This window comes from Roseibium sp., assembly GCF_965216085.1.
GTDB lineage: Bacteria > Pseudomonadota > Alphaproteobacteria > Rhizobiales > Stappiaceae > Roseibium.
Genome location: NZ_OZ244138.1, coordinates 3,366,305 through 3,380,657, shown reverse-complemented (window position 1 = coordinate 3,380,657; position 14,353 = coordinate 3,366,305). Strand labels below are relative to the sequence as shown.

Below are 14,353 nucleotides of genomic sequence, written 5' to 3'. Positions count from 1 at the left end.
AGTCGCGCCACTACGTGAGCAGCATGTTATGTAAATTTACCTTTACGTAAACGGTAGTATTTGATATCTGGTTGTGCATTGCAATAATGCAATCCAGGGAGGATTTCATGCCGTTTTTCGACTACAGGGGGCAGGAAGCGCGTGGTCTAGTCGCCGACGCCCGGGATCTGATGATCTACAGCTATCATGGGATCGAAAACATTCTCGAGCCGGGCAACAGCGAGGAGGCTGCGCGTCAGGAGATCGAGGCTAAGGGATGGACTGTGCTCTCTCCCGCGGATCTTGGAATACCGGGGGCGGAAATCGACCGGAACGGCACATTTCAGGGTGAGACTTTTCAATTCAAAGACGCTCAGGCCGATGTGCTGGGGCGGTATGATACGGCCGGAAACATAACCAAGGTTGGCCTGGCCTTCCGGGGCACCACGGGAACAATCGACGAAATCATCAGCGATACTGTTGGCGATGTGATCGATTATCTGGAGTTTCTGACCGCGGATCCAAATTATGCCTTTGGAGCGTTCTCAGGCCTGATGGGAGCGGTGAAGAACTTGCTGGAAACCAATGGGTTGACGGCAGCAGATTTGATCGTGACCGGTCATTCGCTGGGCGGCGGCGCGGTCATCAACATGGCAGAGCGCAGCGATGACTTTTTCGGCGGCTTCTTTACAGATGCCGACTACATCGGATTTGCGTCTCACTATACGCCAGAGGATGGAGCGTCCGTATTGGACAGTGGCGCGGAAATCTTCAGTGTCGACATTGAGAACGATCCAGTTCCCTCAGTCATCGCCAATGGCACGGTTCACCTTCTGGGAAATGACACCGATTACGCATACGAAACCAGCAATCTGGTTTTGTTCAATGATTTCTATGCAACGCCCGCCTATTGGGACGGAGGCAACATAACCAATCTGATCGCCTGGACCGCGCATTTGCCGTCCAACTACGATCAAGCCTTTGACGCCATCGCTGGATCGGTCTTTTACACGGAGATGTCCCGCGACAGTGTTGTCATCGTCTCGGACCTGTCGGATCTGACCCGCGGTGCGGTCTGGGTGGAGGACATCAATCCCCTGTTCGATCCAACAGGCCATCAGGGCGATGATGCCTACATCCTTGGCTCCTCCAAAGGGGATCTTTTGGCAGGTCAGAGGGGCAACGATGCCCTGGAAGGGTTTGCCGGAGATGATCATCTGAAGGGCAAAGGCGGCCACGACCGTCTTCTCGGCGGGGCAGGAAACGATGTGATCGAAGGTGGGGACGGAAACGACATCATCACCGGTGGGACCGGATCCGACATTCTTTACGGAGACAGCGGGGCGGATATTTTCGTGTTTGCAGCCGGTGCCGGAACAGATGAAATCAAGGATTTTGAAGTTGGTGTCGACAAGATCGATGTGAGCGGTGCCGGAATCACGAGTTTTTCGGAACTGGCGATCACGGATCATGGCTGGTGGATCGATGTGGAAGTTGCTTACGGCTCAGACACACTCCGGCTCGACACAGGCTGGATGCCGTCACTTCCTGATCTGACGGCGAATGATTTTGTTTTTGCCTGAAGCACAGGGAAACCGAGTAGGAATCGTTACAGATTTTTTGTGGCGGATTTGATCGCTGACTAGAAAAGTGAAGCGCCATTGGAGACTGGTTCACCCTCCGAACAGTTGCTGCAGGCCGTGGCCGGCGGCATAGGCGATCGCAGCTGCCACCATGCCGATGGCTGTGGTTTCCAAGCCGCAAGAAATCCAGTTCCGCTGGGACCAGCGGGCCCGCAGCGAGCCGATGGCAAAAAAGGCTGATGCTGTCAAAATTGACGCTGTGGCCGCACTCGCCGGAAGGGACGCCAGGAACGGCAGCAAGGGCAGGGCGCCGAACAGAACAAAGGCTGCAAAGGTATAAAGAGCCGCTTTCAGCGGTGCCCGCCCTCCGTCGGAAATCCCATATTCGGCAAGCAGCATGGTCTCGATCCATGTACTCCGGTTGGAGGTCACCAGCCGGACCATCTCTTCAAGGTCGTCTCCGTCGAAACCCTTGGCTTTAAAAATCTGCCGGATTTCCTCGCGCTCACCTTCAGGAGCGACAGAAATGTGCTTTTCTTCTATCGCACGCAGCCGCTGAAATTCCTCGTTTTCGGATTTTGAGCCGCTATAATTGGCCGCAGCCATGGAAAAGCCGTCCGCAAGCAGGTTAGCCACACCCAGGATTAGGATGATTTTGGCCGAGAGGCCTGCGCCGACGGATCCGGCTACGATGGCAAAGGTGGTGACCGCGCCATCGATGCCGCCATAGACCCAGTCCCGCAGATAACTGGCATCGGGTCCGCGTTCGAGACGTGCGGCGATGTCGTCCGGCCGGTGACTGTGTTCAAGCGGTAGGTTTGGCATGGCTGGCGTCCTTGGCTGGCTGTGAAAAGCCTAGCCGTCCGAGGTCCGGGCAACCATGATCCGTCTCAATTGGCCGTGGGTTTTGTGTGACACGGAAAACCTTTCTCAAGGCGGCCGGGATTTTGGATGTTTCCCCTGTGGCATTCACCCGCTTCGGAGTGTATAAGGCCGCACGTTTGCTGTGTTTGAGCAAGCTGAAACGAATGAAAATGTCTCGGACCGCATTGAAAAAGTTCAATTCGAACAAGTGGTCCACTGAGGAGTTGGAAGTATGGCGGACAAGTGGAGCCCGGATAGCTGGAGATCAATGCCGATCCTGCAGGTGCCGGAATATCCGGATCAGGAGGCATTGGCGGATGTTGAGCATCGCCTGTCGACATATCCGCCGCTGGTATTTGCAGGTGAGGCGCGCGCGCTGAAAAATCAGCTGGCCGACGTCGCCAACGGCAAGGGTTTCCTGCTTCAGGGCGGTGATTGCGCAGAGAGCTTTGCGGAGCACCATCCGGATCACATCCGTGATTTCTTCCGTGTCTTCCTGCAGATGTCGGTTGTCTTGACCTATGCTGCCAGCCAGCCGGTGGTGAAAGTCGGCCGGATTGCGGGCCAGTTTGCCAAGCCGCGCTCGTCCAATATCGAGAAGAAGGACGATGTCGAGCTGCCGAGCTACCGCGGTGACATCATCAACGACATCAACTTCACTCCGGAAAGCCGGATCCCGGATCCGAAGCGCATGTCGATGGCCTACCGCCAATCTGCAGCGAGCTTGAACCTGCTGCGCGCGTTTGCACAGGGCGGGTTTGCCAATTTGGACCAGGTGCACCAGTGGATGCTCGGATTTATCTCCGACAGCCCGCAAGGCCACCGTTACAAAGAATTGGCCGACCGCATCAGCGAGTCGCTTGCTTTCATGCGCGCCTGTGGCATCAACAGCGACAGTGTTCCACAAATCCGCTCGACCGATTTCTTCACCAGCCACGAGGCACTGTTGCTCGGTTATGAAGAAGCCTTGACTCGCGTCGATTCCACATCTGGTGAGTGGTATGCCACCTCTGGCCATATGCTTTGGATCGGTGACCGGACCCGTCAGCCGGATCACGCCCATGTGGAGTTCTTCCGCGGTATTCAGAACCCGATTGGCCTGAAGTGCGGTCCGTCTTTAAGCCCGGATGGTCTTTTGGAATTGATCGACATCCTGAACCCGGACAACGAGCCGGGCCGTCTGACCCTGATCGCCCGCTTCGGCGCGGACAAGGTGTTTGATCATCTGCCGCAGCTAGTCCGTGCTGTGGAGCGGGAAGGTAAGTCGGTTGTCTGGTCCTGTGACCCGATGCATGGCAATACGATTTCCGCCGGTGGTTACAAGACCCGCCCGTTCGATCGGATCCTGAAAGAAGTGGAAGCTTTCTTTGCGGTTCATCGGGCCGAAGGCACACATGCTGGCGGTGTTCATGTGGAAATGACTGGCCGGAATGTGACCGAGTGCACCGGTGGTGCCCGTGCATTGACTGAAGAGCAACTCGGTGACCGGTACCACACCCATTGTGATCCGCGCCTCAATGCGGATCAGGCGCTCGAGCTCGCATTCCTGATTGCCGAAAATCTCAAAAAGGAAAAAGACGGCAAGCAGAGTGAACCACTGGTTGCCAGTGCATAAACCAGCCGTTTAGCGCGTTTGACAGAATTCAGGGGTGGTATCAGCCACCCCTGTTTTTTTTATGCATAAAATTGTCAATTTTGACGTTGCGGTAATAGGGGGTTAACGCTCTACCGTCATATCAACTGCGTAGGTGGAACACGCAGTGTGGGGGATATGACGAGCGTGCGGGGACCGTGGGACCTTTCGAATATTTCGTGCCTAATCGTGGAGGATAATCCGCACATGCGCACTATTATCCGATCAGTGGTGACCGGTTTTGGTGTACGCACGGTTTTTGAGGCACCGGAAGGGGCGGAGGCCCTTGAACTTGTGGTCGACCGCAAGCCCGACATTGTCTTATGCGACTGGGTCATGAACCTATTCGGCGGAGCCGATTTCCTTAAGGTCCTGCGTCGCGATCCGGATCCAATCGTCAATACAACGCCCGTCCTTGTCATCACTGCGCATGCCCGCCGGCCGGTTATTCTGGAAGCACTGAATATTGGAATTCATGGGTTTATTGCCAAACCTGTGTCACCAGCGATCCTTTACAAGCACATTGGTGATGTTCTGCAACGCCAGGAAAGGCAGGGCCGCTGCAAAGGGATCTCACTGCAAGGCGAGCCAATACGGTCGACCGGAGACAAGGTGGACCTGACCAAAATGACTCCGGAGCTGGAACCTGACCGCGAAGAAGCTTCGCTCGCACTTCTTTAAAAGCCCAGTAATGTGAACTGGTTTCGGCAATTGCATGATTGCAAGGCCTAAACCATGCAGGTACATCTCGAGCCTCTTCATTTTCCGGTTCGAGATTCATGACCATCGATTCTTTCCGTCTTGCCGTTGCCCAGCTTAATCCAACTGTGGGTGACGTTAAGGGCAATGCAGCGCTCGTTCGTGAGGCCCGTGCCGAGGCCGCAGCCCAAAACGCTGACTTGTTGCTGGCATCCGAGCTGATGCTGGCAGGTTATCCTCCCGAAGACTTGGTACTGAAACCAGCCTTTGTGCGGGAATGCATGGAAACGGCTAAGGTGCTTGCTGAAGAGACAGCCGACGGTGGCCCTGCGGTGCTCCTTGGAACGCCTTGGCTATCGGATGCGGGTGATCTCCATAACGCTCTGCTGCTGCTGGATGGCGGCAATGTCAAAGCCGTGCGCTACAAAAGCGATCTGCCCAATTACGGCGTCTTTGACGAAAAACGGGTTTTCAAGGCGGGGCCCTTGCCGGGACCAGTGGATTTCAGAGGCGTCAGGATCGGGATCCCGATCTGTGAGGACATTTGGAACGACGAAGTTTGCGAGTGCCTGGAGGAAACCGGGGCGGAAATCCTTCTGGTGCCCAACGGATCGCCCTATTGGGAAAACCGGGCCGAGGAACGGCTGCAAGTGGTTGTCTCCCGTGTTGTTCAGACAGGTTTGCCGCTGGTCTATTGTAATCAGCTTGGCGGGCAGGATGAGCTGGTGTTTGACGGTGGCTCCTTCGCGCTTCAGGCAGATCGCAGCTTGGCCTTCCAGATGCCGCAATTCGAGACCGCACTTGGAATATCTGACTGGAAGAGAGAGGGAGAAACCTGGGTTTGTACCAGCGGACCGGTTGCCAAACTGCCCGATCTTGATGAAGCCAACTGGCGCGCATGTGTCATGGGGCTCGGCGATTATGTGAGTAAAAACGGGTTTCCGGGGGTCGTGCTAGGGCTATCCGGCGGGATTGATTCAGCGATCTGTGCTGCCATGGCCGTTGATGCTCTGGGCGCCGATAAGGTGCACAGCATTATGCTGCCGTATCGTTATACGTCAGAAGAAAGCATCAAGGATGCGGCCGAATGCGCCAATGCCCTTGGTTTGCGCTATGACACGGTGCCGATTGCTGATCCGGTCGAAGGATTTTCAGCTGCGCTGAGCGGGCTGTTTGAAGGCACGGAAGCCGGTGTCACCGAAGAAAACCTTCAATCCCGGACTCGCGGTGTCATTTTGATGGCGGTGTCCAACAAGTTCGGCCACATGGTGATGACCACGGGCAACAAGTCGGAGATGTCGGTCGGATACGCTACCCTCTATGGCGACATGAACGGCGGCTACAACCCGATCAAGGACCTGTACAAGACACAAGTTTACCACCTGGCGGCTTGGCGCAATGCCAATAAGCCGTCCGGTCTGCTTGGGCCGGGAGGCGAAGTGATCCCGTCCAACATCATCACCAAGGTTCCGACGGCCGAGCTTCGGGAAAATCAGACCGACCAGGATTCCCTGCCGCCCTACGATGTTCTGGATGACATCCTCTCATGCCTGGTCGAACAGGAAATGGCGGTCAGTGACATTGAGGCACGCGGCCATGACCGGGCGCTCATCCATCGCATTGAGCATCTGCTCTATATTGCTGAATATAAACGCAGACAGGCGCCTCCCGGTGTCAAAATCACGGAGCGCAATTTCGGCCGTGACCGCCGCTATCCGATCACCAACCGCTTCCGGGACCGGTCCTAGCGCATGACCAATTCCGGTGCGGAGGACGCATGACTTATCTGACGTTTCTCCGCGCCAATGCCCGGTGGCTGGCGGGCGGATTTTTGCTGACTGGCTTTTCCGGTTTCGGGCAAACATTTTACATTTCACTGTCGTCCGGTCATCTGCGCCAAGAGTTTGGCCTGAGCCATGGTGACTTTGGCTTGCTTTATATGCTGGCAACCCTTGGCAGTGCGTTGTCACTGCCGTGGGTCGGGCGCAGCGTTGATGTGTTTCCGGTCCGCTTGGTCGCAGTCGCGACTTGCTTGTCGCTCGGTATCTTCTGCCTGTCCATGTCCGCGGTGAATTCGGTCTTCATGCTGTTTGTTGTCATCTTCGGCCTCAGGTTATCCGGGCAGGGGATGATGACACATGTCTCCATGACCGCCATGGGCCGCTGGTACTCCGCGCAGCGGGGACGGGCAGTCTCTGTCTCGCAGATGGGGTTTCCGGTTGCCGAAAGCTTGTTGCCGGCAAGTTTCGTTGTTCTGTCGGCAGCCATTGGCTGGCGGACCAGTTGGGCGGTTGCCGCTGCTATCATGGTGTTTGCCGCGCTGCCAGTGATAAGCCTGCTTTTTGCGCGTGAACGCACGCCGCAGTCGGATGAGGTGGCCAATGGACATGCCGAAGGGCGTCAATGGACGCGGGGCGAAGCCCTCCGGGACCCGATGTTCTGGGTCATTGTGGCCGGCGTATTGGCACCGCCGTTCATTGGCACAGCGATCCTTTTCAATCAGGTCTACCTAACCGAATTGCGCGGCTGGCCGCTGGAACTCTTTGCCTCCACCTTTGTCGCCATGGCGGCTGCGGCCATCGTGACATCCCTCACGCTTGGGCCGTTGATCGACCGGTATTCAGCCAAAAACCTAGTTCCGGTGATGCTGCTGCCTCTGTGCACAGGGTGTCTTGTCCTGGCGCTTGCCCCCGCTGCCCCGATTGCCTTTGTCTTCATGACTTTGCTTGGGATCAGCAGTGGCTTTACCGCAGCTTTGATGGGGTCGTTGTGGCCGGAGCTTTATGGCAGCCGACATATTGGGGCGATCCGCTCCGTGTCTTTTGCTTTGATGGTGTTTGCGTCTGCTGCCGGACCGGGTCTGGTTGGTGTCTTGATTGATGCAGAGTTCAATTTTGATCATCAGCTCCTGGCCATGGCCGGATACTGTGCGCTGATGACAGCTGTACTTACGGCGGCAGGACGCAAGCTTCGCGAACGTTAGCTGCCTGACAAGGATTATTTCAAAAATACCGGCGGCTCCGGCGGGGTAAAATCGCTATTGGGGCTTGCAGAGCACAAAGGACGCAGGTACCTGAAGCGCATGACTGTAACTGTACGCTTTGCGCCGTCTCCGACCGGCCACATTCACATCGGCAACAGCCGGCCTGCTCTCTACAATTGGCTCTTTGCCAAGAAGATGGGAGGACGGTTTATCCTGCGATTTGACGACACCGACTTGGAACGGTCCCGCCAGGAGTATGCCGACTCCATCGAGGTGGATCTGCGTTGGCTCGGCATTGATCCGGATGTGATCGAGCGGCAATCGGCACGCGTTGAAAGCTATGATGCAGCGGCGCAAAAGCTGAAAGACGCCGGCCTTCTTTATCCCTGCTACGAGACACCGGACGAGCTGGAACGCCGCCGCTCACGCCAACGCGCGCTTGGACGCCCGCCGGTCTATGACCGGGCTGGGCTAAAGCAGACCAAAGAAGAACGGGCGGCTTATGAAGCCGAGGGGCGCAAAGCCCACTGGCGATTTGTGCTGCCGAACCATGACGGCGAACCATTTCAGACCAAACGGACGGACGTCACCTGGACGGATCTGTGCCGCGGCGACCAAACCGTCGACCTGGCCTCCATGTCCGATCCGGTTCTGATCCGTGCCGATGGCAGCTATCTCTATACCCTGCCGTCGATCGTCGACGACATCGATATGGGCGTAACCCATATCATTCGCGGCGAAGATCATGTCTCGAACACCGGTGTTCAGATCGCGATTTTCGAAGCCTTGGGCGCAGCCGCTCCGATTTTCGGTCATCACAATCTTCTGACTACGCGAGATGGCGAAGGCCTGTCCAAACGCAAAGGCGCACTGTCGATCGGCTCCCTCCGCGAATCCGGTTTTGAGGCCATGTCCGTCTGTTCGCTTGCTGTCCTAACTGGAACGAGCCAGGCCGTTGAAGCCGTCGCGACCATGGACGCATTGGTGGAGAAATTCGATTTGACCAGCGTGTCGCGCTCGTCGGCGAAATTCGACCCGGAAGACCTTAAGGGCCTCAATTCCCGTCTTGTCCATGACATGTCCTACGCCCAAGTCAAAGACCGTTTGGACGCCCTGGAAATTGGCGGCGGAGAAGCCTTCTGGCTCACAATCCGTGGCAACTGCGAAACCGTTGCCGACGCCAAGGGCTACTGGCAGATTGTCGGTGGTTCGGTGGAAAGCCGGGTTGAAGACGAAGATCAGGACTTCATCGCCAAGGCAAAAGAAATGCTGCCGGACGGTGACATCACATCCGACACCTGGGGTGCCTGGACATCTGCCTTGAAAGCGGAAACCGGCCGCAAGGGACGCGGCTTGTTCATGCCGCTGCGCCGGGCGCTGACGGGCCTCGATCATGGCCCCGATATGAAGGAAATGCTGCCGCTTATTGGGCGACAAAAAATTCTGGACCGACTACCCTAACCGGGACCTCCCGGTCCGGCGCCGGGCGGAAACCCGGGGCGTCGGGTTTGAAAACTGGCGGGATTGACGCGGTCTCAAGGCCGCCGTCTCCTGCGGCTCTTTGACTGCGCAACAAGGGCAACTCACCGGCTGGCGTGGATTGTGAATTGCTTGCGACCGATTTTTCCAGTCTTTTGAAGACCTTGCTAAGGCTTGCGGTCACATCAAAGCCCTTTTCCATATTGGCGAGCGTGTCGGGGTCTTCATAAAATGGCAGCTGATCTTTGGTCAGCGGAATGCGGGCCAAGGGCGAGGGCAGGTCAGAGACGGCACCATCGAATGCACGGACGGTTGTGCTGGTGGAAGCGGACGGCATTCCGCTGCTAATATCTGCAAAAAAGATTCGGCTCTTTGAGTTTGTACCTGCTTTCAGTTCCGTCCACGCGGACCGGGATTTGGATTGACCGGCCTGGCGGCAACTGCAGCCTTCAACAAATTCAGTCTTGTAGCGGTATGCGAAGGGCTGATCGGTATAAAGCGTTCCTGCCAGCGACATCATCTTGGTCGAATCGCCGCCCGGGTTCTTGTAAACATAGAGCTCGGTTTCAGAGGCTGGACAAATCTCCGTGCAGCGGGCTGCATCATTGGCAAATTGCCGTTTTCCGGTCGAGAAACTGACCGGGAAAAAGTACCCGTCACAGGTGCGCACACATAAGGTCCGGAAAGTTCCACCGGAGGGCAGCCGCAGCCGCTTTCTACCGGAACCACTGTTGCTTCTTGCCGTAACTTCTGCAGCGGTCTCCCGCTTTTTGTTTGCTTGTTGCGGACTGAACAGCCGGGCCAGAAACGACCGTGGGGCATCGCCGGTATCTGGTTTTACCGACGCCTTACGGGTCACCGGCTTCGCACCGCAGCCTTGCCGCTTGAGAGCAGCCTTGATTTGTCGGATCCGTTTTTTTGACCCGGCCGGTGCACCACCAGATTTGGTCAGTTGCCGATCAATCGCCGCAAGGTTCGACCGCATCCGTTTGACCTTTTTCGTCAAGGCCTTGCATTGCGCGTTGGAAGTGGTGGAACAACCGAGATATCCAAGGTCCCGTTCCGCCGCAGTCAGGGCTTTTTGCTGCTGACGTTTTGCTGATTGCCACTTTTGGGAACCTGAAGACGATCTACCGGCAGTCGACTGAAGGCGAGAGAGTTCGGAGCTGAGGCTTTTGCAGCTGGCCGCTATCGCCGGGCCAGCATGGACCAGCATCGCCGGCAATATGGCCAGCGCGCATGACATCGCCCAAGACGCGACATGACAGCGAAGCTTCATTGTAAATCCCCATCGGCGCTCAAATCCCCGCACCGGGCCGTTCAAACAGCCAAATCAGTATCCCCTTGAAGCCTATCCATAGCAAGGAAAGCTCTCATGTTCGGTTAATTTGATACAGGTCTGGGACTATTCTTCTGCCGCGACGTGAAGCCTCTCGAAGATTTGATCCAACACCGCCCGCTGCTCCTCGGTGAGCGCGGATTCAAGGCCGTCTGAATAAGCCAGCGCTTTGGGGATCAACGCCTCGTACATGGCCCGGCCTTCGGTGCTGAGCTGCAGGAGCTGTTCGCGCTGATCATGGAGGCCGGGTCCCCGATCCAAAAAACCCTTTTTTTCCAAGGCTGCAACGGCCCGGCTGACCTTGGTTTTGTGCATTGACGTCGCCTGACCAATGTCGCGGGCGGTCATTGCGGCATGTTCGCCAAGGGTCGCGACCACCCGCCACTCCGGGATGCCGATCCCGAACTCGTCCGCATATATTTTTGAGAACGACCGGCTTACGGCTTCTGCCAGATTGTTCAATCGGTAGGGCAGGAACCGGTTGAGTTTAAGAACTGGGGTTTCTGATTTTCCATGTGTGTCTCGATTGGACTTGGTCATTTTAAGAAAAGATCACGCGTTGGGGACTTGCAGAACCAGTGCATGGCAGCTGGGCCTGGCGATGCTGAAGCGGCGGGTATGAGGGGCTTTAACAATCAATCGAACGGATCCTGATGATGACATAAAGCAATACTATAGCCTGACAAAACAGACAGGAAAGCACTCGCTGGTCGATTTGGAAATTTACCGGGTCTTTGCTTAGTTCCGACCCATGAGATGCCTTAGAAAAACCCCTCTTTTGCCGAATTACTAGACCTATCTGTTGATAAGAAAGGAACAGTTAAGGAAAGAGTGCGTCAAAATTTGCGAATCGACCCTGAAAGCAGTGAGTCTAGGGCAAATACAAACTATTCACATCCTGGACACGGTGAGATGTCACCGAACCTGTTGACGGGAAAGCGAGGCTGTCATGAACAAAGCAGACACGAAGTCTGATACTGCCCCCGGAGATGAAGCAAAGATCCATGAACTCGGGCCCGGCTGTTATGCCATTAGTGCCGAGGGATGTCCGAACACGGGCGTGATTGTCGGAGACCGTGGCCTGCTTGTGGTCGACGCTCAGCCAACCGAAGCGCTTGGGCAACAGGTTCTGAAAAAAATTCGCGAAATCTCCGACAAGCCAATCAAGGTTTTGTTGCTTACCCATTTCCACGGCGACAGCACGGCCGGAGCAGCTGCTTTTGATGCCGGTGAAGTGATTGCTTCGGATCTGACAAAGCGCATGATGGAAACCCGCGGTTTGGATGACCGGGATGTGTTGAAATCCCGTTTCCCTGAGATCTATCCAGCTGGCCAGCCACTGCCGCCGCTCGCCATTCCATCAATGACGATTGCCTCGTCGATGTCCGTGGATCTTGGCGGCAAGGAAGTGCGGCTGATGCACCTTGGCCGCGGTCATACCATGGGCGATCTGGTCGTTTGGGTTGCAGACAGCGGTGTGCTGTTTGCCGGCGATCTTGTGCAATCCAGAACCGCACCTTATTGCGGTGATGCGCATCTGACCGACTGGCCGCGGGCTCTGGACCGGCTGATGGCTTTCCGCCCAAATGCTTTGATGCCGGGACACGGAACGCCTGTTGTCGGGAATTCCGAGGTGGCGACTGCAATTGAAACCACCCGGGATTATGTCATCACGCTTCGTGATGCGGCAACGGCCTGCACCGAAAGCAAATTGGGACTGCGGGATACCTATCAATCGATCAGCGATGCCTTGCAGCCAAGGTTTGGCTCTGCGTCCGGATTTGACGCTCAACTGCCGTTCAACGTTGCCCGGGCCTATGATGAAGCCCAAGGTCTGGATCAGCCGCAAGTTTGGACCCGGGAACGCTGTGCTGACCTTGAGGATGCCTTGACGCAATCTGTACCAGTTGCAGAGGAGCCTGAACCCGCTGAAGCAGTTTTGGAGATCGTTGAAGATCAGCCTGCTTCACCGGACGAGCCAGCCAGTGAACCGGAGGCTCTCAACGTGATCCATCTGGAAGAACGTGAAATTGTTGAGCAAACGGATGAGGCAGCCGAAGCTGAAAGCAGCGGCGAAGAAGCGGCGGAATTGGTCTCTGATAGCGAGTTCGCCGCATCTTTGATGGCAAGCCTCACTGAGCAAGGGGTGGATGACGACGACGCGCTCCTGCTAGAAAACGAAATTGAGACGGAAGAAAAAGTCCTGGAAAAAGCTCAGGTCTAGAGCGCCGGGCGAAAACGTGGAAGCGTTTGACCCGTCTCATTTGTTTGCTGGCAAGGCGGGACGCCCGTAGTGGTGCTGGCACCATAAGGATGGGCCAACGCACGTCAGCAGGCCAATGAGACGAGGCCCTTCGGGTGGCTTTTGGCGATCCACCGGCTGTGTTGCACCTCTTGCCCGATGCCCCGCATCGCGCTGCGTGCCGTGCCTATCCGGATGAACCACCCAAAGCCATCAAACGTTTTCACGTTTACGATCGGCGCTCTAGCCTCTTTAAAAGACGATAAATCCAGCCACCCGTGCGATTCTGTCGCGCGGGTGATTGTCTTTCTAAGGGGCCGGGTGGTTGATACGTTGAAGCGGCACCCCACATGTAAATCAGTTTTAAGAACCGGAGGATTTCGAATGCGGTCACGTGCTGCAGCTGTTTTTGTTCTAGCCCTATGTCTTAAAGTGGTCGGGCCAGCTTATGCCAGTGACGAGCCGGATTTGATTTTCAAGAAATCTACGGTCTGGAAGTTCCTGACGCCAGATCACAAACTGGCAACTTATGCCATCGACGATCCGATTGTTGCCGGTGTCGCCTGCCACTTCACAGTGCCGGAAAAAGGCGGAGTGTCAGGCTGGTTGGGCGTTGCCGAAGAAGTCTCGGATGTTTCTCTTGCTTGCCGACAAGTTGGGCCGGTGGAGATCAAAGAGAATTTTGAGCAAGGCGAAGAGATGTTCCGCCAGGGCCGCTCGTTCATGTTCAAAAAAATGCGGATCGTGCGCGGCTGCGACATCAAACGGAATGTGCTGGTCTATATGGTCTATTCGGACAAGCTGATCGAAGGCAGTCCGAAAAACTCAACGTCGACAGTGCCATTAATGCCATGGGGAACCGTCGAGCCGCCGCGGTGTGGCGACTACCTTTCAGATTAGAGACAATCCGCCTATTTTACCGTCGCGAGTTTTCGCCGTCGAGTGTTTGCAAACGGGCGGCAACAGGTATCTCCGGGTCGGCACAAAAGTGCTTGTACAGCATCGCCATCATGTCTCTGACCGGTTCACTTGCCAGGCTATAGTAGATGGTGGTGCCTTCGCGCCGGGTTGTCACAAGACCTTGAGCTCTCAGGAGAGCCAGTTGTTGAGACACAGTCGGCATACGCATGCCGGTCTTTTCTGCCAGTTCGCCAACGCTGCGTTCTTCCTCCAAAACTAGGCACAAAAGCAGCAACCGGGGCGCTGATGCCATCAGTTTCAGAAACTCCGCGGCTGTCTCCGCTTTGTTTTCAAGCGATTTAAAGTCCATCTACAGACCTTGCCAAACTCTCTTACTCTGCGCAAGCTTGAGAATAATTCTCAGCTTTAATGACTATTATAGGCGGCTGGCGACGGTGACAACCAAGTTTCCATCTCCACAGCCGGTTCCAGTCATTAAACACAGACTTTTTTGTTGAAGTTCGCTGCCGAAGGCCTTGGTGCCGTCCGTGATGGCGATCAATGCGATAAACGGTCCGCCCAGAACGATGAGAAGAAAGATGATCACAAAAAGCCGGTTCAACATTTTTTTATCTCCAAAAGGCAACGCCGT

The 14,353-nt window shown here is 55.9% G+C and carries 13 protein-coding genes; 8 read left to right on the top strand and 5 right to left on the bottom strand.

The features are described 5' to 3' along the window. The first annotated feature begins 107 nt into the window (after nt 1–107). Nucleotides 108–1,562: a triacylglycerol lipase gene (locus ACOOFE_RS15865; protein WP_420410947.1), complete on the top strand. Its 1,455-nt coding sequence runs from the start codon at nt 108–110 to the stop codon at nt 1,560–1,562. A gap of 90 nt (nt 1,563–1,652) precedes the next feature. Here ACOOFE_RS15865 and ACOOFE_RS15860 read toward each other — a convergent pair whose 3' ends face one another. Beyond that, nucleotides 1,653–2,387 carry a VIT1/CCC1 transporter family protein gene (locus tag ACOOFE_RS15860; RefSeq protein WP_420410946.1) on the bottom strand — a complete coding sequence of 245 codons (735 nt, stop codon included), beginning with the start codon at nt 2,385–2,387 and terminating at the stop codon, nt 1,653–1,655. A 271-nt stretch (nt 2,388–2,658) separates the two neighbouring features. Here ACOOFE_RS15860 and ACOOFE_RS15855 point away from each other — a divergent pair, with 271 nt between their 5' ends. The 5 genes from ACOOFE_RS15855 to gltX all read left to right on the top strand — a co-directional run bounded on the left by ACOOFE_RS15855 (nt 2,659) and on the right by gltX (nt 9,202). After that, nucleotides 2,659–4,041, top strand: a complete 1,383-nt coding sequence (locus ACOOFE_RS15855; RefSeq protein WP_420410945.1) for a class II 3-deoxy-7-phosphoheptulonate synthase — start codon at nt 2,659–2,661, stop codon at nt 4,039–4,041. 225 nt (nt 4,042–4,266) lie between these two features. Further along, the gene (locus ACOOFE_RS15850; RefSeq protein WP_420410944.1) at nt 4,267–4,740 is read left to right on the top strand and encodes a response regulator; all 474 of its coding nucleotides are present in this window, start codon (nt 4,267–4,269) and stop codon (nt 4,738–4,740) included. A gap of 98 nt (nt 4,741–4,838) precedes the next feature. Then, nucleotides 4,839–6,506, top strand: a complete 1,668-nt coding sequence (locus tag ACOOFE_RS15845) for an NAD+ synthase (RefSeq protein WP_420410943.1) — start codon at nt 4,839–4,841, stop codon at nt 6,504–6,506. 29 nt (nt 6,507–6,535) lie between these two features. Continuing rightward, complete coding sequence (locus ACOOFE_RS15840; protein ID WP_420410942.1) at nt 6,536–7,741, top strand: MFS transporter; 1,206 nt, start codon at nt 6,536–6,538, stop codon at nt 7,739–7,741. A 99-nt stretch (nt 7,742–7,840) separates the two neighbouring features. After that, the gene (gene gltX, locus ACOOFE_RS15835; RefSeq protein ID WP_420410941.1) at nt 7,841–9,202 is read left to right on the top strand and encodes a glutamate--tRNA ligase; all 1,362 of its coding nucleotides are present in this window, start codon (nt 7,841–7,843) and stop codon (nt 9,200–9,202) included. Here the strand turns inward: gltX and ACOOFE_RS15830 are convergent. Further along, nucleotides 9,165–10,499: a DUF2865 domain-containing protein gene (locus ACOOFE_RS15830; RefSeq protein WP_420410940.1), complete on the bottom strand. Its 1,335-nt coding sequence runs from the start codon at nt 10,497–10,499 to the stop codon at nt 9,165–9,167. The genes gltX and ACOOFE_RS15830 overlap by 38 nt on opposite strands. 126 nt (nt 10,500–10,625) lie before the next feature. Continuing rightward, nucleotides 10,626–11,099 (bottom strand): MarR family winged helix-turn-helix transcriptional regulator, encoded by a 474-nt coding sequence (locus ACOOFE_RS15825; RefSeq protein ID WP_420410939.1) that lies wholly within the window; start codon nt 11,097–11,099, stop codon nt 10,626–10,628. A gap of 409 nt (nt 11,100–11,508) precedes the next feature. On the opposite strand from ACOOFE_RS15825, the gene ACOOFE_RS15820 reads away from it, so the two are divergent. After that, entirely contained in the window at nt 11,509–12,783 is a 1,275-nt protein-coding gene (locus ACOOFE_RS15820; protein ID WP_420410938.1) for an MBL fold metallo-hydrolase, read from the top strand. Nucleotides 12,784–13,185: 402 nt separating this feature from the next. Then, nucleotides 13,186–13,701: a CreA family protein gene (locus tag ACOOFE_RS15815; protein ID WP_420410937.1), complete on the top strand. Its 516-nt coding sequence runs from the start codon at nt 13,186–13,188 to the stop codon at nt 13,699–13,701. A 16-nt stretch (nt 13,702–13,717) separates the two neighbouring features. Here ACOOFE_RS15815 and ACOOFE_RS15810 read toward each other — a convergent pair whose 3' ends face one another. After that, nucleotides 13,718–14,071: an ArsR/SmtB family transcription factor gene (locus tag ACOOFE_RS15810; RefSeq protein ID WP_420410936.1), complete on the bottom strand. Its 354-nt coding sequence runs from the start codon at nt 14,069–14,071 to the stop codon at nt 13,718–13,720. Nucleotides 14,072–14,137: 66 nt separating this feature from the next. After that, nucleotides 14,138–14,326 (bottom strand): sugar transporter, encoded by a 189-nt coding sequence (locus tag ACOOFE_RS15805; RefSeq protein WP_141187207.1) that lies wholly within the window; start codon nt 14,324–14,326, stop codon nt 14,138–14,140. Between the last annotated feature and the right edge of the window lie 27 nt (nt 14,327–14,353).

Coding starts and splice junctions, on each gene's coding strand:
- ACOOFE_RS15865 (WP_420410947.1), top strand. CDS start 108: ATGCCGTTTTTCGACTACAGGGGGCAGGAAGCGCGTGGTCTAGTCGCC.
- ACOOFE_RS15860 (WP_420410946.1), bottom strand. CDS start 2,387: ATGCCAAACCTACCGCTTGAACACAGTCACCGGCCGGACGACATCGCC.
- ACOOFE_RS15855 (WP_420410945.1), top strand. CDS start 2,659: ATGGCGGACAAGTGGAGCCCGGATAGCTGGAGATCAATGCCGATCCTG.
- ACOOFE_RS15850 (WP_420410944.1), top strand. CDS start 4,267: ATGCGCACTATTATCCGATCAGTGGTGACCGGTTTTGGTGTACGCACG.
- ACOOFE_RS15845 (WP_420410943.1), top strand. CDS start 4,839: ATGACCATCGATTCTTTCCGTCTTGCCGTTGCCCAGCTTAATCCAACT.
- ACOOFE_RS15840 (WP_420410942.1), top strand. CDS start 6,536: ATGACTTATCTGACGTTTCTCCGCGCCAATGCCCGGTGGCTGGCGGGC.
- gltX (WP_420410941.1), top strand. CDS start 7,841: ATGACTGTAACTGTACGCTTTGCGCCGTCTCCGACCGGCCACATTCAC.
- ACOOFE_RS15830 (WP_420410940.1), bottom strand. CDS start 10,499: ATGAAGCTTCGCTGTCATGTCGCGTCTTGGGCGATGTCATGCGCGCTG.
- ACOOFE_RS15825 (WP_420410939.1), bottom strand. CDS start 11,099: ATGACCAAGTCCAATCGAGACACACATGGAAAATCAGAAACCCCAGTT.
- ACOOFE_RS15820 (WP_420410938.1), top strand. CDS start 11,509: ATGAACAAAGCAGACACGAAGTCTGATACTGCCCCCGGAGATGAAGCA.
- ACOOFE_RS15815 (WP_420410937.1), top strand. CDS start 13,186: ATGCGGTCACGTGCTGCAGCTGTTTTTGTTCTAGCCCTATGTCTTAAA.
- ACOOFE_RS15810 (WP_420410936.1), bottom strand. CDS start 14,071: ATGGACTTTAAATCGCTTGAAAACAAAGCGGAGACAGCCGCGGAGTTT.
- ACOOFE_RS15805 (WP_141187207.1), bottom strand. CDS start 14,326: ATGTTGAACCGGCTTTTTGTGATCATCTTTCTTCTCATCGTTCTGGGC.